The organism is Terrabacter sp. LjRoot27 (assembly GCF_964254175.1).
GTDB lineage: Bacteria > Actinomycetota > Actinomycetes > Actinomycetales > Dermatophilaceae > Terrabacter.
Genome location: NZ_CAXUSS020000001.1, coordinates 3864283 through 3887778 on the forward strand (window position 1 = coordinate 3864283; position 23496 = coordinate 3887778).

A 23496-nucleotide genomic window follows, 5' to 3' on the forward strand; every position below is an offset into this window, starting at 1 on the left:
CTACCGTCAGGGGGTGAGCGAGCGCAGCCTGGAGTCCGAAGCACCCGAGACCGATGCCCCTGAGGGCGAGGCAGGTGCCGTCGCCCCAGAGCCCGACCGGGTCTCGTTCGCCGACCTCGGCCTCGACGACAAGGTCCTCAAGGCGCTGCGTGACGTGGGCTACGAGTACCCGTCTCCGATCCAGGAGGCGACGATCCCGGCCCTGCTCGACGGCCGCCACGTCGTCGGGCTCGCCCAGACCGGCACGGGCAAGACGGCGGCGTTCGCGCTGCCGATCCTCAGCCGGCTCGACCTCAAGCAGAAGAAGCCGCAGGCGCTGGTCCTCGCGCCGACGCGTGAGCTCGCCCTGCAGGTCTGCGAGGCCTTCGAGCGGTATGCCGCCCACCTCCGGGGCGTCCACGTGCTGCCCGTCTACGGCGGGCAGGCCTACGGCGTCCAGCTGAGCGCGCTGCGCCGCGGCGTCCACATCGTCGTCGGCACCCCGGGCCGCATCATGGACCACCTCGAGAAGGGCACGCTCGACCTGAGCGAGCTGCGCTTCCTCGTGCTCGACGAGGCGGACGAGATGCTCAAGATGGGCTTCGCCGACGACGTCGAGACGATCCTGGCCGACACCCCCGACGACAAGCACGTCGCGCTCTTCTCCGCGACGATGCCGGCGCAGATCCGGCGCATCTCGAAGAAGTACCTCCAGGACCCGGTCGAGATCACCGTCAAGACGACGACCTCGACGGCGCCGAACATCACGCAGCGCTACCTCACGGTGAGCTACCCGCAGAAGGTCGACGCGCTGACCCGCATCCTCGAGGTCGAGAACTTCGAGGGGATGATCGTCTTCGTCCGCACGAAGAACGAGACCGAGACGCTCGCGGAGAAGCTCCGGGCCCGAGGCTTCTCAGCCATGGCGATCAACGGCGACATCGCGCAGAACCAGCGTGAGCGCACCGTCGACCAGCTGAAGTCGGGCAAGCTCGACATCCTCGTCGCCACCGACGTCGCCGCCCGGGGGCTCGACGTCGAGCGCATCAGCCACGTCGTCAACTACGACATCCCGACCGACACCGAGTCCTACGTGCACCGCATCGGCCGCACCGGTCGCGCCGGCCGCAGCGGCGACGCGATCTCGTTCGTCACGCCGCGTGAGCGCCACCTGCTCAAGGCCATCGAGAAGGCGACCCGCCAGTCGCTCACGCCGATGACCATGCCCAGCGTCGACGACATCAACGCGACGCGTCTGACGCGCTTCGACGACGCCATCACCGAGGCGCTGGCGACCGACAAGGTCGACTTCTTCCGCGACGTCATCGCGCACTACGTCGGCGAGCACAACGTGCCCGAGGCCGACGTCGCGGCTGCCCTGGCCGTCGTGCTCCAGGGCGACGAGCCGATGCTCCTAGACCCCGAGCCGGTCCGTCCCGCGCGGACGTTCGACGACCGCGGGTCGCGCGACCGTCGTGACGACCGCGGCGACCGCGGAGGTCGACCGGTTCGCGGCGACCGCGGTGACCGGGGGGACCGGGCCGACCGAGGTCCGCGCCGCGGCACGTCCGGCCCGATGGCGACGTACCGGATCGCCGTCGGTCGCCGCCACAAGGTCGAGCCGCGACAGATCGTCGGCGCCCTCGCCAACGAGGGCGGCCTCGGCCGGCAGGACTTCGGGCACATCGACATCCGCGCCGACCACTCCCTCGTCGAGCTGCCGGCCACCCTGCCGCCCGGCACCTGGGACAAGCTGCGCTCGACGCGCATCTCGGGTCAGCTCATCGAGCTGAGCGAGTCGCAGGAGCGGGGCAGCCGGCCGACGCAGTCCAAGCCCTACCGCAAGGGCCCGCGCGACTGACCCCGCTCGTCCTCGAGGCACTCCCGACGGCGCACGGTGTGCTCCCCCCTGTCGGCCAGCACACCCTGCCGTTCCGTCAGCTCCTGGCCGGCGCGCCACGTCCTCCCTGACGACGGCGAACCTCCACGAACTCGTCCGGCCCCCACCCCTGTCGTGCCATTCTGAAGGCCGACGTGGTCGCGCGTCGAGTGTCGTTTCGGACACCTTGACCGCGGCCTCGGTCGGCTCTTCGCAGGGCTTCGGGAGAAGGCTGTCACGGGACCGTCCCCGTTCGAGGAGGAGACGTGTCGCAGAGTCGTGAGGTGGCAGCCGCGAGCGCGGCGCGAGACCTTGCGGTGGCCGCCGCGCGGGGAGAGTCGCTGGCGCCGTTGCTACCCGTCGTCGTCGAGGTCCTCCGGGCCGACGCGGGCGTGGGGCTCACGCGTCTCCGTCGGACCGCACAGGGCGTCGACGTGACGGTGCAGGTCGCCGGTTCGGCGCCGATCACGGCCGAGATGGGCCGCCTTGCGGCGGAGGTCGCCGACCAGCACCCGGCGATCCCCCTGCTCTCGACCTCGGGCGCGGTTCGGGTGAGCGACCTCGTCCCCATCAGGGACTTCTGGCACACGGAGGTCTACGCGCGGATGCACGGGCACGTCGGTGGGCGGTATCCCGTGGCGGTCATGCTGCACAGCTCCCCGACCGACGTCGTGTTCCTCGGTGCACACCGGGCCGCTGTCGACTTCAGGACGGAGGACCTGCACCTGCTGGAGGCGATCCAGCGCCCGCTGGGGGCGGCACTGGCCTTCCGGGCCGCGCTCGACGAGACGACGGCGGCGCTGCGCGGTGAGCGACCGTCGCTGCCGAGCGGCACTGTCGATCTGGTCCACGAGCCCGTGACGGCCCTCTGCGCCGCGTACCGTCCCACCCGACGCGAGGGCGAGGTGCTGGCCCTCGCCGCCGCCGGGTGGACCAACCTGCGCATCGCCCGCCGGCTCGGCATCACCGAGCGCACGGTGCGCAAGCACCTCAGCTCCGTCTACGAGCAGTCGGGGCGCCGCGGCCGTGCCGCGGCCGCCGCGTGGTGGGTCGCCATGCAGGATCTCGACTGAGCGATGGCGTATGCCGTCCGCTCCGGCCCGCGCGGCCCCGACCATCTCGTGGGGTCGGCTCATGGGGGACGACTGGACCGCACCGCTGACGGTGCGGCGCCTCCAGGTGCGACGGCAGGGGTGCGGCCCTAGCGAGCGGAAGCGACCGCTTCGACCGGGACGACGGCAGTGGGGTGCGCGACCACCGGGACGAGCCGACGAAGCCGCATCGACGGCCGCTCGACGAGCAGCCATGACGCCCAGGCGACAGGCACCGTCACGGCGACGGAGAGCACCGCGAACCACGCCGCCCCGACGGCCGCTGCGACGCCAGCCGAGATCATCAGCTGTTGAAGTGGACAACCCAACAAGTACATGCCGTACGAGATGTCGTTGCGCGCACCGCTTCGGATGGGGAGTCGGGCTCCGAGCCACAAGAGGACGAAGGTCAACGGGACCGGCGCCAGAGCGAGGTAGAGCGCGTGACTCGTTGCGAGCATCAAGGTGACCGCACCAGAGGCGGCAATCACGAGCCACGGAGTGGACGGCATCCATTCCCGAACGAACCAGAGCAGCACCCCGGCTGCGAAGAACGACCAGAGTCGGGCGAAGTCAGGGTTGAACCATGGCGCGAGGCCGGCGGCCTGCTGTACGACTACCAAGGCAGACAGACATGCCAGCACGCTCAACGCGGACCTTGCGCCGAACCCGGGGAAGGCGATGATGAGGCCGAAGAAGAGGTAGGCGCCCGCCTCGAACACAAGCGTCCACAGCGGCGCGTTCCACAAGCCGACGTAGTAGCCGCCACTTGGTGTGTCACCGATCCCAAGGACCGGCATGAAAAGCATGGAGTTGCCGATGACGTATCGGCCGGCCCCACTCCACGAATAGACCGAGCCGTCGAGACTTGCCGACAGAGGCGCGATGACGAGAGCGGTGAGCAGCAGAGTTGACCAGAAGGCGGGCATGAGCCGTAGCGCACGCCGCCAGAGGTACGGCTTCATGCCCATTCGAGATCGGCTTCCAGCGATGAGATAGCCGGAGATCGCGAAGAAGCCGTCGACGGCAAAGCCGCCGGCATAGGCCAGAGTGCCGCCGGGCCCGTGGATGAATGACCGGGAATGCTCGAGGATCACCATTGCTGCGAGCATGAGACGCAGCGCGTTCAAGGCGTTGTCGCGGCCTGCGAGACGGACATGGAGAAGCGCTGGTTTCCCCTGTCCCCTGACCGGCATGGGGACAGAGTGCACCAAAAGGCACTGGTGGGTGAGCCATTCCGCAAATCGGGGTCGCAACATCAGGCTCTGAGCAGCACGAAGCCGCCAGCTTTAACGACCACCTCCCACCCACGTCCTGCCTGCATTGCGGCGACCACGGCGGCATCCGTGGGGAGGACGGCAAACGTGCACCCGACCAGTTGGGGGTAGGTCTCCCAACCGGGCTTTGCCGCGATGAAACCGAGGTAGGCCCTGATGCGCTCTCCGGTGTAGAGCTCGACGCGCGTGTCCATAGCCGGACGCAGTCCGGCGTGCCGAAGCATGAGCCAGCCGCCTACAGCCTGGTCGTTGCACACGACCGTGCCTGCAGGGAGCCGGGCGAGCGCGGCGTCGAGGCCGTTGGGCCCGATCCCCGGAAAGGCCGCCGTCGTTGGCGAGAGGACCGCCGCCAGCAAAAGACTCACGACGCCAGACACCAGCACCGCCAGTCGCTCGCGACGGGAAGGGCTGGGGTCCGTCTGACGGGTCACCTGCTGGATAGCCGCGGCGGCCAGGGGTGCCATCACGACCGCGGACAGCCCGGTGGTCCGGGACCAGGTGACAGCGAGGACCAGAGCCAGGACCGTGAGGAGCGCGACCGTCCACTCCCCACCTCCGCGCATCATCTGAGCTGCGACCACCACGGCGAGGAGCAGTAGCGCGGCGAGGAGACCGGCGTTCGTCAGACCGGGCGGCTGCCACTCGCTGATCATCGAGGTCACACCGCTCACCTGGAAGGGCGACGTGAACAGTCGCGGCCCCACCGGCGTCAGGGCAGCGACCGCGACGGAGAGTACCGGCACCAGTGCGAGCCGCGCAGCCTCCCGCACGGAGACACGTCGCTCGAGCAGCATCCCGACGACGACGAGACCGCCGATGACGGGACCGACGAACCACATGCCGTGGCTGCACGCCCACAGCCAGCTCAACGGCACGAGCCACCAACGGGCACGGCGGTCCTCGCGTGTCAGCAGCCATGCGCTGGTGGTGACAGCAGCAAGCGCGAAGGTCACGAGCTGCGGTCTGGGCGAGAGGCTCCCGCTGAGGGCGACGAAGGTCACCGCGAGCACCAGGGCGGACACGAGGGCCGACGACCGACGTCGGCAGGCGGCATACACCGTAACCCCGACAAGCAAGGATCCGAGGCACAGCAGCCACGCCACACCGGGGAGTCCATAGGCCGCGTGGGCCCAGTGCATGAGCACCTCGGGCAGCCACTGGTTGAGGATCCACACCTTCTCGGTCCCGGCCCCGAAGGGGTCGTCGAGGACGAACTGCCCTGTCTGCACGAGGTGCTCACCCGCCACGACGTGCCAGTACGCATCGGGGTCCTTGAGTGGACCGAGGGGCTTGAGAGCGAAGAGGACCAGGACCAGGGCCGGCAGCAGCCAACCGAGTCGCGCCGCCGGCGAGCTCGACCCGGGGTCGTGCACAGCGCGGGCCTTCGAGTCCGTGACGACGGCCACGACGGGGATCAGCCGCCGAAGGCCTGCATCATGCGGATGCCGCCGGGGCCGATGATGACGATGAAGAGTGCCGGCAGGATGCAGAACATCAGCGGGAAGAGGATCTTGATGGTGACCTTCTGGGCCTTCTCCTCCGCCTTCTGGCGACGGACGAGGCGCATGTTGACGGTCTGCTCGCGCAGCACACCGGCGATGGGCAGGCCGAGCCGGTCGGCCTGGACGAGGGCGGTGATGAAGTTCTTCACCTCCGGCAGCGTGACGCGGTCACCCATCGAGCTGAAGGCCTCGCCGCGCGACTTGCCGATCTGGATCTCGGACAGGACGCGAGCGAACTCTCCGGAGATCGGGCCCTCGACGTTGCGGGCAACCTGGAGGAGCGCAGAGTCGAAGCCTTGGCCAGCCTCGACACAGACGCTGAGCATGTCGAGCGCGTCGGCGAGGCTCTTGCTCGTCTCCTCTTGACGACGAAGCGCTACGTTCTTCATGAGCAGGTCAGGAAGGAAGAAGAGTGCGGCGCCGCCGATCAGGGCGAAGAGGAGAGCGTTCGGCAGCTGGAACTTGCCATAGAAGGCGCCCAGGACGATGCCGATCAGTAGGGCCGCCCCCTTGAGGCCGAGGAGGCGCTCGACCGTCCAGCCTTCCGGATTCCCCGCTTGGTCGAGGAGCTTGGTGTAACGCTCGTCGGCGCCGCCGGGAGAGAGGGCTCGCGCGAGACCCTTCGTCCGCTCGAGGATGGGCGCGACAAGGCGATCCTTCGCGGCCAGGTCAGTCGTCACCACATCCCGGCGGTCGACGGAGTTCTCGATGAGCATGAGGGACTTGGCCACGCCGCGCGGCTCACCAGTGCTGAAGCTGAGGCTGAGCACGGCGACGAGCAGACCGATCGCGATGAGTCCAGCGGCGACGTAGACGGGGTTCACATTCATGTCACACCTCGATCTTCACGACTTGACGCATCCAGATGATGCCGACGCCGAGCGCGAGGAGCCCACCGATGCTCATGAACAGGCCTACGGTGGTCGTCCAGAGCAGGCTGACGTACTCGTAGTTGACCTTCGTCATGTAGATGAAGATGAAGATGGGCAACGCGACGAGGATGTACGCCGATAGCCGTCCTTCGGCGGAGAGGGTCGCCACTTGGCGGTGCAGCGACTCACGTTCACGAAGGGTGCCCGCGGTGGTGCGCAGCGTGTCGGCGAGGTTGCCACCGACCTCGCGCTGGATACGGATTGCCATGACCGTCCAGTGCATCGACTTGCTCTCCATGCGGTCTGCCACTCGCTCGAGGGCATCCGAGATGTCGGTGCCGATGCGCGTCTCGGCAAGCGCTCGGCTGAACTCCTTACCGGCGGGCTCGGCGGCATCCCGAGCCACCGCGTCGAGGGCTTGCGGCAGACCGAAACCACTGCGGAGGCTCGTCGAGATGAGGAGCAGGATCTGGGGCAGCTGGGCCTCGAACTTGCGGGCTCGCCGCGAGGCCGCGAAGCGCAGACCGATCGGCATGATGAGCACGCCTACGACGATGCCGAAGACCAGCCCCACGATCTTCGCCTGCCCGCCGAGCACCAGGCCGATCGCCGCGCCCACGATGACCGCGACAACACGGAGTATGAGCCACTCGCCTGCACGGAAGGGCAGATCGGCCCGCTCTATGAGCGCCATCGTCTTGCTCGTCGCCTTGCGGTCCTTCATGACGCGGTCGCCCATGTCGAGCAGCTGCGCCGTGATGGTGCTCTGGGCCGCCTTCATCTCTTGGCGGGAGATCGTCACTGCGTCACCGACGACGTAGGAGTCGATGGAGGCCACTCGGCGCTCGCGCTTGGTCTGCAGTGTCGGCATGAGAGAGGTCGAGAGCACGACGAAGAGGGCCAGCGCGAGCAGGCCGCCGGCGATGTAGGGCGTGCGGTCGGTGATCGGGACCGGTCCCAGGCCGACACCTGCGGCCTGCGGAGCGGGTGCCGCCACCGGCGCCGGCGTCGCCGACCCCGAAGGTGCCGGTGTAGCAGCTGGTCCGGCGAAAGTGACCTCACGCGCGAAACCGAAGGCGGTGCTCCCTGCGACGCCGGAGATCTCGTAGCGGTGAGGCCCGGTCAGGGTCTTGGGGATCGCAGACGAGAACTGGACCTGGCGGTTGAGCGCCTGCGCTGACGCTGCAAAGGCCGCGGTCACGCCTGCGGCGTTGTCGGCCGCAACCACGGTCCCGCCGTTGGTTTCGGCAAACGTCTGGAGTGCCTTGCTCGCGTCCGGATCGTTGGTCTTGAACCGCACGACATCGACTCGGATGCCGCCGGCCTTGAGCTTCGCGACGGCGTTCTTGAGAGCGAGAGCCTTGTTGTCGGCGACGGTGTCGGCACCGTCGCTGAGGAGCACGATGCTGCGGTCACCCGTCCCGCTCAGCACGCCAGCAGCGCTCTGCATGGCGGCATACAGGCTGGTGTCGCCGCGCGAGTCGAGGCCGTTGATGACGCGCTGGGCTGCCGCGCGGTCGACGGTCGGCGCGAGGTCGACCCCCGCGGTGTTGGCGAACGAGGCGACTCCAACCTTGACGTCGGCCGGCACGGTCTTGAGGTAGGTGGCCGAGGCTTTGCGGACGGTGGCCATTCCTTGCGAGCCCATGGATCCGCTGGTGTCGATGACGAGCATCGCCTTGCGATCCAGCTTCGCGGCCTGCTTGACCGTGGCCGGGAACTCCTCTCCGTCGATCTTCACCTTCAGCGACGCCGGATCGACCTGGACGTCGACCTGGCTTCGAAGGGTAATGACACCGGTCAGTGTCGACCCCGCGCCGGTCGACGTCGCCCTGACGCTGCTCAGGCCGACCGACACGTCGTCGGCCTTGGCAGTGCCGGCGGGCAGGACCACGAGACCGACCGCGAGAGCGGCAAGCCCGGTGAGGAGGCGACGGGTTGAGGAGCTCACAGTGCCGACCGAGAGAAGAGTGTGACGGGTAGCTCGACACCCACGTCGGCGAGGTCGGAGGTGAACTTCGGGCGGATGCCGGTCGGCATGAGCCCGCCGAGGAAGCGGCCGTTTTCGTCCCGGCCGGCGCCGTAGTTGAAGGTGAAGATGTCCTGGAGCGTGATGACGTCGGACTCCATGCCCACGACCTCGGAGATCGCGACGATCCGGCGCGTGCCGTCCTTGAGTCGTGACTGCTGCACGATGAGGTCGACGGCGCCCGCCACCTGCTCGCGGATCGCGCGCACCGGCAGATCGACACCTGCCATGAGGACCATGGTCTCGAGACGCGCGAGGCTGTCGCGCGGCGTGTTGGCGTGGACGGTCGTGATCGACCCGTCGTGACCGGTGTTCATGGCCTGGAGCATGTCGAGGGCTGCGCCGTCACGGATCTCACCGACGATGATGCGGTCGGGACGCATACGAAGGGTGTTCTTGACGAGCTCGCGGATGGAGACGAGACCGCGACCCTCGATGTTGGCCGGACGCGCCTCGAGGCGCAGCACGTGCTGCTGCTGGAGCTGAAGCTCGGCCGCGTCCTCGATGGTGACGATGCGCTCGTCGTGCGGCAGGAAGGAGCTGATCACATTGAGCGTCGTCGTCTTGCCCGAGCCGGTGCCGCCACTGATGATGATGTTGCGACGGCCCTTGACGCAGGCGCTGAGGAAGTCGCGGACGTTCTCGGTCATCGTGCCGAATGAGATGAGGTCACGGTCGGTGAACGGGTCCGCAGAGAACTTTCGGATCGTCAGCATCGAGCCGTCGAGGGCGATCGGCGGCACGACGGCGTTGACACGCGATCCGTCGGGCAGGCGAGCGTCCACCATGGGGCTCGACTCGTCGACGCGTCGACCGACGCGACCCACGATCTTGTCGATCGTGCGGCGCAGGTGCGTCTCGTCCGAGAAGCGCGCGTCGACCGGATAGATCTTCCCCGCGCGCTCGATGTAGATGTCCTCGGCGCCGTTGACCATGATCTCGGAGACCTCTGCGTCGCGCAGGTAGGGCTCGAGTGGACCGTGACCGAGGATGTCGTCGGACACGTCCTGGGCAATACGCGTGCGGTCGGAGTGTGAGAGCGGGGTCTGCTCGGAGTCGATGACCTCCTGCAGGGTCGTGCGCACCTGTGAGGCGAGCTCGCTCTCGCTGAGGTTGGGGTCGTAGAGGCGCGGACCGAGCGACGCGACGAGCGCCTGGTGCACGCGCTCCTTGACGCCCGCGAAGGGGTCGACCCCGCGGCGGCGCACGGGAGCAGAGCCGTTCGTGATGCGGACCTGGCCATTGTTGGGCGGCGCGGGCTCGTTGATCTGGCTGGACTGGCGGGCCCGCTCCAGGCGGTCGGCGAGGTTGCTCATCTCTTGCTCCCGAAGAGTCCGAAGCTGCGCTTGGCGCCGTTCTGCAGGTCCTCGCCGAAGCGGCGACGAATCTCGTGGTCCGCGAGGTCGCGGATCGCCAGCGACACCGGGTTGCGCGGGTCGTCGAGGACGAGCGCGACGCCACGGTTGACCGATGCCGGCACCGTAAGGCTGTTGGGGACGTTGGCGGAGATGGGCGCCTTCAGAGCGGCCTCGACGTCGTCGGGCTTGAGCCCGACCTTGGCGTCGGAGCGGTTGAGCACGATGGTCCGCGCCTCCCTCGAGGCGCCGAGCGTGTCGAGCGTGTTGATGGCGATCCGGAGGTTCTTGACGGCCGGGATGTCGAGTGTGGCGATGAGGATGGTCAGGTCGCTGACATCGAAGGCCGCAAGCACGTGCTCGGTGAACGACGGCGGCGTGTCGACGAGGACGTAGTCGTACTGCCCTCGCGCGACGCGGAGCAGCTCGATGACGACGTGCGACGGGACGCGGTCGGCATCGGCTGGGTCGGCTGGCGCCGCGATGACGTCGAGCCCACTCTCCTCGTGACGGGTGACGACCGACTGCACGCCCTGGTCGTCGAGGTGCCCGCTCATGGCGACGACGTCTCGGACCGAGCCGTGCGGCTGCAGCTGCAGGCTGATGGCGACGTCGCCGAACATCAGGTCGAGGTCGACGAGGAGCGTCTTGGCTCCTGTCGAGGCGAGGTAGACGGCGAGGTTGGTCGACATCGTCGTCTTGCCGACGCCGCCCTTGGCGCTGAAGACGGTGATGATCTTGCCGTCGCGCCCACCGACTGTCGTGCCGTGTCCGCTGAGCTGCTGCGTCAGTGCCACGGAACGTCGGACCGCGTCGGCGAGCGCCGTCTGGTCGTCGGCCTGGACGACCTCACGAACGCCGCTGCGCAGCGCCTGCGCTAGCGCCGTGACGTCGAGACGGTGACGCAGCAGGATGACGCCGAGCTCGGGCCGGTCGATGCGCTCGCGCTCGGCCAGCTCGCATGCCGAGTCGAGGTCGATGTCGGGGCCGATGACGACGAGCGACTGGTTGCGGTCCTCCTCGAGGGCGCGGCTGACACGCGGCGCCGAATTGAGGTGCACGGCATCGCCACCGAGTGCGAAGCGGTAGGTGTCGACCGCGCCGGGGTCGTAGTCCCAGAGGATCGTCATTGGCCGGTCACCGCGTCTCGGAGCTGGAGGTCCGTCACCTCGAGACCCGGGTCCATCTTCACATCCGAGCCACGCAGGGCGCCGTAGAGCTGACGGTTGTTGATGCCGTGGACGAGCACCGGAGCATCGGATGGCTTGATCGCGACCGTGACGAGGTAGCCACCGCTGGCGCCCGCGGCCGTGGCCGGCTGGCCCTCGGCGGGCGGAGCTGCCGCCTGACCTGACAGCGGCGCATCACCCATGGCGATGACGAGAACGTCAGGCAGGAGAAGGCTCGTGCCGTGGACATCGTTCTCGTTGAGGATCTTGGCCTCCGGGGTGTCACGAAGGTCCTTGATCTTGTAGGACTGGTACAGCGCGATGTGTGAACCCGGGGTGACGAACTTGCCCACGCGAGCGGGATCGGAGAGCTGGAGTGAAACGGCCAACATGCCACTCGGGACCTCGATCGCCTTCGTGCCGGCCGGCGCCGTTCCGAAGCGTGCGGCCAGCAGGTACTCGCCCGCCTGGATGTCGGACGTCGCCAGAAGCGCGTTGTTGTCGGCGTTGATCTCCTGAAGTGCACCAACGGGGACGGCCTTCGAGCTCACGGACGTCTGGGCGATGAGACCGGTGCGTTGTGCGTCCTTCAGCGTCGTGCCGGCCGGGATCGGCTGCTGCGCCACCCACACCGGCGCCGGAGACTCGGCGGCAATCGCCCGGGCGTCGGCGTTGCGCGCGTACATGATGACGAGCGCGCCACCACCAACGGCGAGGGCTAGCGCCACGACGATGGCAAGAATGCGACGGTTCATGCGGAGATACCCCCAGAGAAGAAGTTCATGGTGTTGCGATGACGTCAGCCCAGATAACCGACGACGGAGGCTCCCAACGAGGTGCCAGTACCGATGGTGGTCCCCACAGGGAGGAGCCCGGAGGTGAACCAGCCCCAGAAGTAGGTAACCGACCCGTTGCACTTTCCTGTGCAAACGCCGGAGGGCTCGGCATAGATGGCGGCCGACTGGCTTGGTTGCGCTGCTGCGACCTTGACGAAGCCTGCAACGTAGAACTTGGCGATGCCGCCAAGGGTGAAGGTCGCCGAAGATCCTGTTCCGGTGGCCGAGATCGCAATGGGGATGGCGGTCTCCTTGCCCAGGTAGTTGTTCAGGTCGCCGCTGTCCTTGCATGGGTTGGGCAAGGAGCCCACGTCACCAGGCATCGTGCCCGTGGAGTCAAACGTGGCCGTGCACGGTTCGTTCGCCGCCGTCCATCCGAATCCGCCGGGGTAGTATCCGCCGTTCGCGTTGCGGCCGCATGTGTCAGTCGTGTTGTCGTCGTTGCTGTGAGCAACGATCGCAACTGGGTATCCGCCGGAGCTGATGGCTGTGGGCAGAGTTGTCGAGCTGCTTCCCGGTGGCGGCGTGTAGGGCGGGCTGGGCGCGTACTTCGTGCCCGTGGCAGTCGCGGCCTTCCAATCGCAGAACCCCATCACCAGGGGAAGCGTGTTTCCTGTGTTGCCTGCGGGGCCCCACCCGGCGCGAGCGCACGACACGACCGTCGTTCCGCTCGACCCTCCACCAGCGAGGGCTCGTGCGAAGGGCGTGAGGACTGTGCTCCCTGCAGCCGTCTGTGTTCGCGTCCTTACCTCGACGTACTTGACCGCTGCGGACGCAGACGGAACCGGGTTGCACTTGCCGAGATCAGAGGCGTCGGCTGCGACCGATGTGTCACACACCGGCAGGTCCGATCCCGTGACGTTCTTGACGCACACGCTGGCGATCTCGGACAACTGGTCCTTGGCGTTCGCGTCGGCCAAGGGCTTCACGGCATTGACTGCTCCGGCGGCGCTGCACGCCGTGGTGTCGGCCTTGGCGCAGTACTGCGCCAGCGCATACGCAGACGCGTCGGCTCCGTTCTGCAACTCACGTCGTTCGGACATCACCTGACCGATGTCGACACTGAGGGCCAGGCTCCCCATGACCACACCGAACCCCACCAGAACGCTAACGATGACCGCCACAGCACCGTGCTCACGCATCGCGCGAGCGTGCCGGGCGCGTAACTTCAACCGCCGCATCTCATCACCCCGTTCGCCACCACAGGACCACTGATACCCCACGAGCCGCCCACCATCCTGATCGCCGGCCCCATCACGATCCAGTCGAACGGGGCTGTGACGCGAACAGTGGCGTTGGATGGAGACGCTGCGGGACAGCTAGCCACCACAGTGGCGGCCGCGCCAGGAACCCCAGCGGCCCCGGCAAGGGCACGCTGGGTAATCGCGGTTAGGTCCGAGGCAGCTGGGCTCGGAAGAACCACGGCGGCGCGGGCCCCTTCGCGCGAGGCGTTCGTCAACTGGATCTGGGTAAAGAAGTAGCGACCGAAGTCGACGACTCCTGCGATGACCAGAAACAGCACAGGGAGGACGATCGCGAACTCCACGGCGGATGCGCCGCGCTCAGTTCTGGCCATGCCAGATCGCCCTCCCCAAAGTCGTGCGGTGACGTCCGTGGCCCCCCGGCGTGGACGTCGTGTGAAGTATCAGACCTGCTTGGCCACGTTGTCGAACGTGTTCGACAGGTTGCCGCCGAGAAGCGTGACGGCGGCGATGATCACGACAGCGATCAGAGCAACCATCAGGCCGTACTCGACAGCGGTCGCGCCGCGCTCGGATGTGAAGCGGCTCTGGATCTTGGCGGCAATCTTGGTCATTTCTTACTCTCCCTGGTGAAGTGGCGCTACGCCCGAACTATGTGAGTTGGAGCTCGTAGGACCCCTCCACGAGCGAGGCACGGATGCGAGGCCGTTCCCCCGACCCCGCACCCGTGGTCGATGCTCAGACCTTCTTCGCGACGTTGTCGAACGTGTTGGAGAGGTTGCCTCCGAGGAGCGTGACGGCGGCGATGATCACGACGGCGATCAGGGCGACCATCAGGCCGTACTCGACGGCGGTCGCGCCGCGCTCACGGTTGAGCAGCGTCTGGACCTTGGCAGCAATCTTGGTCATGGTGAAGGGTTCCTCCCAGTGATGCAGGGCCACCCGAATGTGCCCCCCGCTGAGGGAAGGTTAGGTTGCGCGTGGCGGTGTGTCTCGGAAATGGTTGAAGTTCACATCGCGCACCCAAAGTTCATCTTTCGGACAGGGCGGGATGAGACCCTTGGTCGAGGCTCGGACACGATCGTCCGCGGGTGGCCGGCGGCTAGCGAGGAAGCACAGGGAGACGTTGGCAGTGAGCACGGAATCACCCGAGCGTCGTCGAGCCCTGCCCATGGGAGTGGTCATCACGCTGGGCGTTCTCGCCATCGTGGTCGCCCAGGTGGCCGTCATCGGTTCCGATGCGTTGTGGCTGCCTGCCCTCGGCGACACGATCCGGGAGACTGCGTCGATCCCCCATGGAATCCCGTTCGCTGCAGCGGATTCGACAGGTTGGGTCAACACGACCGTCCTTGGCCAGCTCCTCTTCTCGTACGCCTTCACCCTCGGCAGCATCGGGATCGTCATCGCGCAGGTCATTGCTGTCACGGCGTGCCTGACGACCCTCGCTCTGGATGCGAGCACGCTCGGCGCACGGCCCCTGGGCACCTCAGTGGCTATCGTGGCCGTTGCATTGGGGGCAGCCGCGCCGATGCTCATCGCCCGGGCGCAGCTCCTCTCGTTGCTTCCGTATGCGGTGCTGCTCGCGCTGCTGAGGCGCCAGCACCTGCGACCGTCCGCCGCCATCTGGTGGTCGGTGCCGATGGTGGCGGCGTGGGGAAATCTTCACGGCGGCGTGCTGGTGGGCATCGCGGTGCTTGGGTGCTACCTGCTCTTCTCCCGCCTACGCCACGCGCCCCTGACCGCCGTCGGGGTAGGAGTCTCGGCGCTGGCTGCGACGTGCCTCAACCCTGGACTGCTTGACACACCCCGTTACTACCTTGGCGTGTTCGGCGGTAAAGCGACGAGTGACGACTCCGGGATGTGGAGCCGACTGAGCCTGACGAACCCGTTCGACGTTCTCCTCGTCGTATCCGCCCTGGCACTGCTTGCCATGTGCCTTCGTCGCCGAAGGCCGCCGTGGGAGCTCGTCGCCGGTGTCGGTCTCGCGGCGGCGACGATAACGGCCGCGCGCCACGGGATCTGGCTGCTGCTCTTCCTCGCCGTCCCTGCCGCGCTTGGGTGGACACGACCTGACGCGGAACCGGTCCGCAGAGAGTTCTCACCGGCTACCGGGGCCGTCTTAGCCATCGCCCTTCTGACTGTCGCCAGCGGTCTGCTCGCGCTGCGCGTGCCTTCCTTCGCGGCTGCGGACTCCAACGCCACTGCCCTCGCACGTGCTACGCGAGGGCAGGTCGTGCTGGTCGAGGAACCGCTCGCCGAATCTCTAGTTGCGGCAGGGGCGACCGTGTGGGTGAGCAATCCACTCGATGCGTTCACCACGAGTGACCAAGCGGCATACCTGGCATTCATGGCGGCTGACACGGCTGGTTCGAGATCGGCGCTGGAGCAGGCCGACGTCGTTGTGGCGGCGCCAGATTCACCACAGGCCCGCGCAGCGATCGCTAGCGGATTCACCAGGGTCACCCCTGTGGGCGAGTACGTCCTGCTGCGACGGGTCTAGTCGGAAACAAGAGGCGGGGAGACACGCACGGACGACTGCCCGACGATCGTGACCGGCTCGAGCACGTCCATGTCCGAGAGTCGTTGGGGGCCGGGGCCCCTCAGCAATCGTTCGAGTGGCCTCTCAAAGGTCTCGTAGAGAACGAACGAGACGCCGATGACCGCCATGACGGCAAGAAGGCAACCGAGCGCGGCTCCCAGCGGCAGGGGTGACGCCAGTAGAGGCGCGGTGAGGGCCAAGATCAGGGGGTGCGCCATGTAGACGCAGAAAGACCACTGGCCCAGGCTCACCATCAATCGGGATCGAAGTGGAGACGGCGCAGCGGCCAGATCGAGATGGGCACAGGCGATGATCACGGCCACGAAGCTCGGCACCATGGCAAGCGTCAGGGCCCACCGGTCCTCGAGGTGGTACCCCGTGAAGGTAGGACAGAAGAGCACAACCACGTAAGAGACGGTCAGCGATGCGGAAGCCCAGCGCATCCGCACCCGGGGCGCGTTGCCTCGCATCACCGCCGTGGCCGCTAGGGCTCCGCATGCAAACTCGACGAAACGAAACGCCGGCAGGTGGAAGAGCAACAACCCCCAATCAGGGCCCCGCACATGTAGCGCAGCCCCGATACCTGCCGCGCCGGCGAGAAGCAGAGCCGAAGCAACGATGGGATGACGCACTCGCCAGAGGAAACGTGCGACGAAGGGAAAGGCCGCGTAGAAGAACATCTCGCACGACAGCGACCACGACACGCCCGTAAACGAGCGGACCACGGCGTCATCCGGCGACCAAGCCTGCAGCAGCAGGACGTTGGCGGGGAGCGCTGACCAGTTGGGTGCGGCGCTGAAGGGCAGCATCGCAACGACTACGAAGAGCAGATGCACCGGATAGATGCGCGCAAAACGGCGGCGGTAGAAGCGCGACGTGCTCGCATCCGGGTCCATCGAGTAGGTCAGGACGAAGCCGCTCAGGACGAAGAAGAAAGTGACTCCGACATATCCCGCGCCCATGAGGCGTCCGAGCATCGGGAAGTTGGGGATGTACGTGGACAGGTGGAAGATCACGACGAGGCCGGCCGCCACGAATCGCAGGCTTGTCAGTGATCTCAGGTGTGCCTGGTTGCCGGTCGCGAACATCCCCACCTCGTCCGATACACGCTCGGTGCGCGGCGAGCTCGCTATACCGCGCGGCTCGAGCCTAGAGGTGAGGAAGCGCTCTGCCGTGCGTTTTGACGAACAGCGGCTGCTCGGCCCAAGCGCGTCCGGACCGACAGTCAGGGAAAGGGACGGTGACTCAGGTCGCCCGAGACGATGAAGAAGCTCGTCACCCAGAAGTACTGGGCCACCAACCCGATTGCGATCAGCACCCCCAGAACAAGTGGCGGCGCCCAGCGAACCCCGCGTAAGTAGGTGAACCCCAAACCCGGGAACGGCCAGAGCGGGGCGATGGCCAGCATCAGGTAGCGGAGCATGCTTGGACTGGGGCGACTCGCTAGGAACAAGTACAGCGGATAGACCACTGACCAGAGGCGTAGCTCTTGCCCCCAACGGCGACTACCGGGCCTCAGACACACCAACGCCAGGTACACCACGACGACGATGGCCAAGATCCCTACCGGCGTGAATCTGAGCATGTCGCCGACCCAGCCACCTAGACCGTTGCTGTTGACGGGCCACGCGGCCTGCGTCTCGAAAAATGCATCACGGCGACCCGTCACAGCCCAGGCAATGAGCGGCCAGAGGGCTGCAGTGGCGAGGACCGCCGCCGTGGCGGCGACATCCCTCACGGGGAAGCGCGGCCCCGATGTCGTGCGACGTTGCGTCAGCCAGTCGTGGAACAACACGGCACCCAAGACCACCCCCAATGGAAGCGCGATGGGTCTGGTGAGTGACAACAACACGGCGATCCCTACGGCCTGACCCAGAAGCCGACGCCGCACAGCGCCGATGAAGAGCACAACCAGAAGCAGCGCCAAGCCCTCCGTGTAGGCCACCTGGAGGACAGGGGCCGTGACGTACGCCATCACGCAGGCGACGAGAGCACCAGCCCCCCAAGTCCCCATTCGAAATCGAACCAGGTTGAAGAGCGCCACCATGGCCATGGCCCCGAACAGAAGGCTGACGATCCACGCGCTTGGAGCGAACCTCATGCCGGTCGCTGCCATCACGCCACGAACAACCATGGGGTAGGCGGGGTAGAAGGCCCACTCATTCTGCTGGACCACGCCTTGACCATCGACTGGAAGCGTCGCTGGGTAGCCCCCGTCAGCAATCGACTCGTACCAGTTCCCGTCCCAGTTCGGGACGACGCCGAAGTAGCCGGGTGAGGCGGGCGTCGGTGACGTCACGTGGTACGCGGGAGAGGTCCGCTCCAGGGCGACCTGGCGCGAGGCCCCGATGGACAAGAAGACCGCACCCACCGCCGTGAAGACGACCCAGATGGCCAACGGGACCATGAGCTTCTGTAGAAGAGGATCGCCTCCTGCCCGGGTCTCTGGCACACGTCATTATGGCCGGCGTGAGCGGAAATCTTGGGAACCAGTCACCAGTACGCGTCCCGAGGGCGTGGTTCCGGGAACGTGTACGCGCCGAACCCACCAAACGCAGAACCGAACCCATCGAGCTCCGGTTCGGTCTGATCCGATGGTGGGACGCGGAAGACTGGCCGAACCACGAGCAGAACCGCGGTGTCCGCCATATGCTGGCGAGGTTTTCGACTACATAGTTGGGGGACCAGGACGTGACCGACGAAGGCTTCGGCGCTCTGCGCATCGCGGCCATCGTGCCGTGCCACAACGAGGAGGCCGCTGTTGGGCGGGTCGTCACCGACCTCCGACGCGCGGTCCCCACCATGGACGTCTTCGTCTATGACAACTGCAGCACGGATCGAACCCGCGAGGTGGCCGAAGCTGCGGGCGCCGAGGTTCGCGTGGAGGAGCGACCTGGCAAGGGTCACGTGATCCGTCGCGCCTTGGCCGACATCGACGCCGACGTGTACGTGATGATTGATGGAGACGACACCTACGACGCTTACGCACTGCCGGAGATGCTGACCACGCTCCTCGACGGACCGTTCGACCAGGTCATCGGCGTCCGCATCGCCGCGGAAAAGAGCGCCTTCCGTTCCGGCCACCAGCTCGGCAACCGCATGTTCAACCAAGTCGTGTCTCGCATCTTCGGGCGACCGGTCACAGACATGCTCAGTGGCTACCGCGTCTTCTCGCGTCGCTTCGTCAAGTCCTTCCCGGCGATGTCACGTGCCTTCGAGATCGAAACCGAGCTGACCGTTCATGCGATCAACAACCGCGTGCCCCAGAGCGAAGTGCCTGTGACGTTCGTCGACAGGCCAGAAGGGTCCGAGAGCAAGCTTCGGACCTATCACGACGGCTTCCGGATCGCTCGTATGATAACCCGCCTGATGCACCACGAACGGCCCCTGGCGCTCTACTCCACGCTCGCTGCGCTCGCCATCCTGACCGCTATCGGCATTGCGGTTCCCGTCGTCCAGGAATACCTCGACACCGGAATCGTCGGCCGATTCCCGACCGCCTTCGGCTCGGCGTCCTTGGTCATTGTCGGATTCATCATTCTCGTCGTCGCCATTCTTCTCGACGGCCTCCGCAAGGTCCGTCAAGAGACGACCCGCATCGCGTACATGACCATTCCAGCGCTGCCTCGTGTCGCCCGACGAAGCTCAGCTGGACCGGTCGCAGCCAAGCCGGCCAGGACCACCACCTGGCGCGAAGCCACCTCGGAGCCGCAAGCCTCCGAGGCCTCGGTCACCCCGCTCTTCGCCGAGCGGTCATCGGAGCACGTGTGAGCGTCAGCGTCGTCGTCGTCGGTTTCGGCGACGAACCAGTTCTGAGCGAGTGCCTACAGTCGATCAGGGCTCAGCTTGAGAACGACGACGAACTGATCCTCGTCGACCACGGCATCACTGAGTTTCAGCCCTGCGAGGGCGTCACGGTGGTCACCCCCAGCGGCAATTCAGGCTTCGGAGGTGGCTGCGCCGCCGGGGTCGCTGCTTCTACGGGCGACGTGCTGGCCTTCGTGAACTCTGATGCCGTTCTGCGCCCGGGAGCCATTGCAGCCCTTGCAGCTGCCGTGGGAGACCCCACGGTCGGTTTGGTCGGAGGGATAGTGCTGCTGCCCGGCATGCCGGAGACCATCAACTCCATGGGGCTCCCCGTGCACCTCAGCGGTCTCAGTTGGAGCGACGGCTACGGAGAGGCTCTCGGCCCGTCTCACCGCAAACTCCGGCAACTCACGTCCGTGGCCGGCGCGTTGTTCGCCTGTCGCCGTGATACCTGGGATCTGCTGGGAGGCATGGATCCTGCGTACTTCATGTACCACGAGGACACAGATCTAAGCCTGCGCGCTCACTTAGCCGGGCTCACCGTGGAGTTATGCCCTGAAGCATTCGCATGTCACCAGTATGAGTTCTCACGCAATAGTCAGAAGATGTTTTTCCTTGAACGGAACCGCTTCCTCACCGTGCTGGGTGACTTTCCGAATCACTTGCTCCTGCGAACACTGCCGGCACTGCTCATGCTTGAGCCCTTGTATGTGGCAATCGCCATTCGAGATGGGTGGGCCAGCGAGAAGGTCCGAGCCTGGTGGTGGCTTTGGCAGCACAGGCGTGAGGTTCTCGCCCGCCGCCGACGCGTTCAGTCGCGGGTTGCGGCACCCCATGCCCTAGATCAATTGCTCACAGCATCGATCACACAGACGCAGTTGCGACCGCCAGTTGGATTCAAGTTGCTCAACTCGGCCCTCAATTCCTATTGGGCGATTGCCCAGCCGGACGCCGAGACCCCGCACCGGTCCGTCACGCGCACACTGGATTACGGAGCCGAAAAGGGTACGGGTGCCTAGTCTCGGAGTCATAGTTATGGCTGTATACAGGCCCGATCCCAATCTGCTCAGGCGGCAATTGCGGTCGATCATTGACCAATCTCTTACGGAGTGGCGCTGCATCGTCGGCCTGGACGGGCCAGACGAAGCGGCCGTCACCCTGATTGATGCAGAGATCGGGAAGGACTCACGCTTCGAAGTGGTTGTGTTTCCAGAGAATGTCGGAGTGTACTTGAATTTCGAGCGCCTCCTTCGACGTGTCGACCACTCGGCAGCATGGTTTGCGCTCGCTGACCAGGACGACTACTGGCATCCACTCAAGCTGGAGCGGCTGGTCTCTACCTTGGAGAACGCCGGAGCCTCAGGTGCGTCATGCCAAGGCCGGATAGTGACTGAAACAGGGATTGTGCTTGGCCAAACGGCTAGGCGATCAAAACCTCTCACATCGCTTCTGATCGTCAACGAAGTAACAGGCTGCCTCAGCATATTTAGACCAGAAGTCCTCGACCTCGCGCTTCCATTCCCTCCCAATTCCGCCCTTGCTATCCATGATCACTGGTTAGGCGTTTGCGCCGTCACATTACACGGCTTCTGCTTCAGTGATAATGTGCTGCACGACTATGTACAACATCCGGGTAACACAATAGGTGAGCAAAGAAAGCTCAAGCTGCACAAGGCCCTCCTTAAACTGCTTCTCGGAAGAGTGTCATGGGCCCGGGTAACCTCTGAGCCCTGGGAGTGGAGGGTCACGATGGCCCAGACTCTGTTGTCGCGTGCCGCCGCGCCGGATACCCAGGCCTTGCAGGCAATCGCCCGAGGCAGCTTGACCCCGAAACTCGCCATGTTGATGGCGCGGCAAGTGCTATCCAGACACGTCGCTGCCCCTGTCGCCGCAGCCCTATCTTTTGCGGCGGCGGCACGCCGATGACGAGCAAGCCTCAGACTATCGTCTATAAAGACAAAAGACCCGCCCCGCTTGGACGGTCAGCCGTCGGCGGGGACATTGCAGATATCATCGACATGGGAGGCGCTAGCGCGATGAGCGAAGCAGAGTCGCTTGGCGGGTCCGAATGAGTCACGCGGAACAGATGGCATTCTTTCAACTTTGCGCCGACATCAACGAAGGCCCAATCTCAGAGTCCCGCGTTCTCGAGATCGGCTCGTACGACGTTAACGGCTCCGTACGTGGGTTGTTTAGGAACGCTAGGGAATACGTGGGAGTGGACTTGGTCCACGGACCAGGCGTCGACCTTGTTGGATTCATCCACGAACTAGACTTGGGAGAAGGATCGTTTGACATTGTCGTTTCTGGCGAGTGCTTCGAGCACGATCCTCATTGGCGCGAGACCTTTAAAAGTATGGTTGCCCACGCGCGACCGGGCGGATTCGTGGCGATCACTTGTGCGTCTCGAGGCAGAGTTGAGCATGGGACTGCCAGGTCCGGTGCCGCTCAGTCACCAGGCACGGAGCACATGGGCTCCAACTACTATGGCAACGTTGAGCCGGACGAAATGGATGGCATTGCGGGCACGCTAGGGCTTAAGGCTTTTCGGAGTTGGTATTTGCGAAGTCCTGCAGACCTCTACTTTGCTGGCATTAAGTCGGGAGGCAGCCACCCCTTCCGACTTCCAAGCTCCGAAGACGTCGTTAGGATTCGCGATCTCATGCCCCTGCGCGAACGCATCTACCGCTACCCGCTCAACTGGGCCGCTCGCCTCCCCATATCCGAGGGAGCTTTCCAGCGCTTCGCCATCCCGTACTGGCGTTTCGTGCAGGAGTTCAGGAACTTCCTGAGTCGCTTAGAGACGCGATTCATCAAGAACACCTTGCGGTAACGTGCCCAGCCCGATTGATCACCTCAAGCGCACAGTTGGGCATAGCGGCCTGTATGCCGCGTCCATGGCGACCATGGGAGTCGCAGGGCTCGCGTCGGCTCACTTACTTATCGATGCCGTCGGCGCTCGGACATGGTCGGCGGTCGTCGTGACGCAGGCCATCGGGGCGATTTCTGGGGCTCTGAGCTTTCTCGGATGGCAATCCGCCGGGCCATCATTAGTTGCGATGCAACGCGCAAATCCAATTGGGGTCTTAAAGCAATCAATTCGCCCCCGGGCGATAGCATTCATTGCGCTCCTTCCATTCACGGTGATTGCAGTCTTTGCCATAACGCGCACTACCAGCCTCGCCCTTGCATTGCTAGCTGTGGCATCCGCGCTTCCGAGTCTTGGGTGTTCTTGGTACTTCATTGGACTTGCCCAGCCCGGGAGGCTGCTAAGACTGGACACCCTTCCCCAAGCGGCTGGAATGTTGGGAGGGGCCCTTTTCGCTGGTCATACGAAGAGCCTGTACCCATTTGTTATCGGCATCGTGGTTGGAGCACTGATAGCCCCAACCCTCTCCTACGCCTCCGCGCTGCGGCCTAGATTGACTCGCAAACTGCAATCAGAATGGAAGGGAGTTGAAGTTCCGATAGCCAGCGGCGTTTTGCGACATGCCGCTTGGTCCTCATGGGCCGGGCTCATCACAAGCTACTCCCCGCTTCTGTTTGCGGCTGCGCTGCTACCGGCACTGCTCCCGGTCGTTGCGCTAGCGGACAGGCTCTTTCGATTCGCATTGGCAGGCTTCTCGCCTGTGCTGCAGAGCATCCAATCATGGGTTCCAGAAGCGACCAGTAGCCTAGGCATTGCCCGACGAGCACGCGCCGCGGTTCTGGGCGCGGCGGTTTGGGGAGCCATTGGCGGAGTGGTTGGCGCTCTGACGCTTTCTAGCTTGGGCGACGCCTTGTCGTCAGGGGCGATCTCTATACCAAGCGGCCTCGCCATTGCTTACGGGGTCATGTACGCGGTGTTGAGTGTCGGACAGGTGACAGCCCTCGCCGTCCTCGTCCCGCTCGGTGAAACTCGGACGATCGCTTGGTCAACCGCCCTTGGAGCAGCGATTGTCGTGAGCTTCGTCCCGATA

At 65.7% G+C, this 23496-nt stretch carries 20 protein-coding genes; 7 read left to right on the top strand and 13 right to left on the bottom strand.

The window, feature by feature from the left end:
- Nucleotides 1-13 precede the first annotated feature (13 nt).
- Both ACSQ2D_RS17805 and ACSQ2D_RS17810 read left to right on the top strand, forming a co-directional pair.
- Nucleotides 14-1840: a DEAD/DEAH box helicase gene (locus ACSQ2D_RS17805; RefSeq protein WP_435987256.1), complete on the top strand. Its 1827-nt coding sequence runs from the start codon at nucleotides 14-16 to the stop codon at nucleotides 1838-1840.
- A gap of 284 nt (nucleotides 1841-2124) precedes the next feature.
- Nucleotides 2125-2931, top strand: coding sequence for a LuxR C-terminal-related transcriptional regulator (locus ACSQ2D_RS17810; RefSeq protein ID WP_435987257.1), 807 nt, complete (start codon nucleotides 2125-2127; stop codon nucleotides 2929-2931).
- A 128-nt stretch (nucleotides 2932-3059) separates the two neighbouring features.
- Here ACSQ2D_RS17810 and ACSQ2D_RS17815 read toward each other — a convergent pair whose 3' ends face one another.
- The 11 genes from ACSQ2D_RS17815 to ACSQ2D_RS17865 form a co-directional block, all read right to left on the bottom strand.
- The gene (locus ACSQ2D_RS17815) at nucleotides 3060-4208 is read right to left on the bottom strand and encodes an acyltransferase family protein (protein ID WP_435987258.1); all 1149 of its coding nucleotides are present in this window, start codon (nucleotides 4206-4208) and stop codon (nucleotides 3060-3062) included.
- A complete protein-coding gene (locus tag ACSQ2D_RS17820) occupies nucleotides 4208-5632 on the bottom strand; it encodes a hypothetical protein (protein ID WP_435987259.1) in 1425 nt (474 codons plus the stop codon). The genes ACSQ2D_RS17815 and ACSQ2D_RS17820 overlap by 1 nt, the downstream gene beginning before the upstream one ends.
- An 8-nt stretch (nucleotides 5633-5640) precedes the next feature.
- Nucleotides 5641-6558, bottom strand: a complete 918-nt coding sequence (locus ACSQ2D_RS17825) for a type II secretion system F family protein (protein WP_435987260.1) — start codon at nucleotides 6556-6558, stop codon at nucleotides 5641-5643.
- A 1-nt stretch (nucleotide 6559) separates the two neighbouring features.
- Nucleotides 6560-8494: a type II secretion system F family protein gene (locus ACSQ2D_RS17830; RefSeq protein WP_435987261.1), complete on the bottom strand. Its 1935-nt coding sequence runs from the start codon at nucleotides 8492-8494 to the stop codon at nucleotides 6560-6562.
- A 53-nt stretch (nucleotides 8495-8547) separates the two neighbouring features.
- Complete coding sequence (locus tag ACSQ2D_RS17835) at nucleotides 8548-9945, bottom strand: CpaF family protein (protein ID WP_435987262.1); 1398 nt, start codon at nucleotides 9943-9945, stop codon at nucleotides 8548-8550.
- Nucleotides 9942-11114, bottom strand: coding sequence for an AAA family ATPase (locus ACSQ2D_RS17840; protein ID WP_435987263.1), 1173 nt, complete (start codon nucleotides 11112-11114; stop codon nucleotides 9942-9944). Before ACSQ2D_RS17840 ends, ACSQ2D_RS17835 begins: the two co-directional genes overlap by 4 nt.
- On the bottom strand, nucleotides 11111-11908 hold the full coding sequence (cpaB, locus tag ACSQ2D_RS17845; protein ID WP_435987264.1) for a Flp pilus assembly protein CpaB: 798 nt from the start codon (nucleotides 11906-11908) through the stop codon (nucleotides 11111-11113). Before cpaB ends, ACSQ2D_RS17840 begins: the two co-directional genes overlap by 4 nt.
- A 44-nt stretch (nucleotides 11909-11952) precedes the next feature.
- Nucleotides 11953-13131, bottom strand: a complete 1179-nt coding sequence (locus ACSQ2D_RS17850) for a pilus assembly protein TadG-related protein (protein ID WP_435987265.1) — start codon at nucleotides 13129-13131, stop codon at nucleotides 11953-11955.
- A gap of 26 nt (nucleotides 13132-13157) precedes the next feature.
- On the bottom strand, nucleotides 13158-13565 hold the full coding sequence (locus tag ACSQ2D_RS17855; protein ID WP_435987266.1) for a TadE/TadG family type IV pilus assembly protein: 408 nt from the start codon (nucleotides 13563-13565) through the stop codon (nucleotides 13158-13160).
- Between the two features lie 69 nt (nucleotides 13566-13634).
- Nucleotides 13635-13805 (bottom strand): Flp family type IVb pilin, encoded by a 171-nt coding sequence (locus tag ACSQ2D_RS17860; protein ID WP_435987267.1) that lies wholly within the window; start codon nucleotides 13803-13805, stop codon nucleotides 13635-13637.
- 124 nt (nucleotides 13806-13929) lie between these two features.
- Nucleotides 13930-14100 (bottom strand): Flp family type IVb pilin, encoded by a 171-nt coding sequence (locus tag ACSQ2D_RS17865; RefSeq protein WP_435987268.1) that lies wholly within the window; start codon nucleotides 14098-14100, stop codon nucleotides 13930-13932.
- A 262-nt stretch (nucleotides 14101-14362) separates the two neighbouring features.
- Here ACSQ2D_RS17865 and ACSQ2D_RS17870 point away from each other — a divergent pair, with 262 nt between their 5' ends.
- Nucleotides 14363-15691, top strand: coding sequence for a hypothetical protein (locus ACSQ2D_RS17870; protein ID WP_435987269.1), 1329 nt, complete (start codon nucleotides 14363-14365; stop codon nucleotides 15689-15691).
- Here the strand turns inward: ACSQ2D_RS17870 and ACSQ2D_RS17875 are convergent.
- Nucleotides 15688-16818: an acyltransferase family protein gene (locus tag ACSQ2D_RS17875; protein WP_435987270.1), complete on the bottom strand. Its 1131-nt coding sequence runs from the start codon at nucleotides 16816-16818 to the stop codon at nucleotides 15688-15690. The genes ACSQ2D_RS17870 and ACSQ2D_RS17875 overlap by 4 nt on opposite strands.
- A gap of 137 nt (nucleotides 16819-16955) precedes the next feature.
- Complete coding sequence (locus tag ACSQ2D_RS17880) at nucleotides 16956-18182, bottom strand: hypothetical protein (protein WP_435987271.1); 1227 nt, start codon at nucleotides 18180-18182, stop codon at nucleotides 16956-16958.
- Between the two features lie 239 nt (nucleotides 18183-18421).
- Between ACSQ2D_RS17880 and ACSQ2D_RS17885 the strand changes: the two genes are divergently transcribed.
- The 4 genes from ACSQ2D_RS17885 to ACSQ2D_RS17900 all read left to right on the top strand — a co-directional run bounded on the left by ACSQ2D_RS17885 (nucleotide 18422) and on the right by ACSQ2D_RS17900 (nucleotide 22370).
- Nucleotides 18422-19501, top strand: coding sequence for a glycosyltransferase family 2 protein (locus tag ACSQ2D_RS17885; protein WP_435987272.1), 1080 nt, complete (start codon nucleotides 18422-18424; stop codon nucleotides 19499-19501).
- On the top strand, nucleotides 19498-20556 hold the full coding sequence (locus ACSQ2D_RS17890) for a glycosyltransferase family 2 protein (protein WP_435987273.1): 1059 nt from the start codon (nucleotides 19498-19500) through the stop codon (nucleotides 20554-20556). The genes ACSQ2D_RS17885 and ACSQ2D_RS17890 overlap by 4 nt, the downstream gene beginning before the upstream one ends.
- A gap of 16 nt (nucleotides 20557-20572) precedes the next feature.
- Nucleotides 20573-21463 carry a glycosyltransferase gene (locus tag ACSQ2D_RS17895; RefSeq protein ID WP_435987274.1) on the top strand — a complete coding sequence of 297 codons (891 nt, stop codon included), beginning with the start codon at nucleotides 20573-20575 and terminating at the stop codon, nucleotides 21461-21463.
- 160 nt (nucleotides 21464-21623) lie between these two features.
- On the top strand, nucleotides 21624-22370 hold the full coding sequence (locus ACSQ2D_RS17900) for a class I SAM-dependent methyltransferase (RefSeq protein ID WP_435987275.1): 747 nt from the start codon (nucleotides 21624-21626) through the stop codon (nucleotides 22368-22370).
- The last annotated feature ends 1126 nt before the right edge of the window (nucleotides 22371-23496 follow it).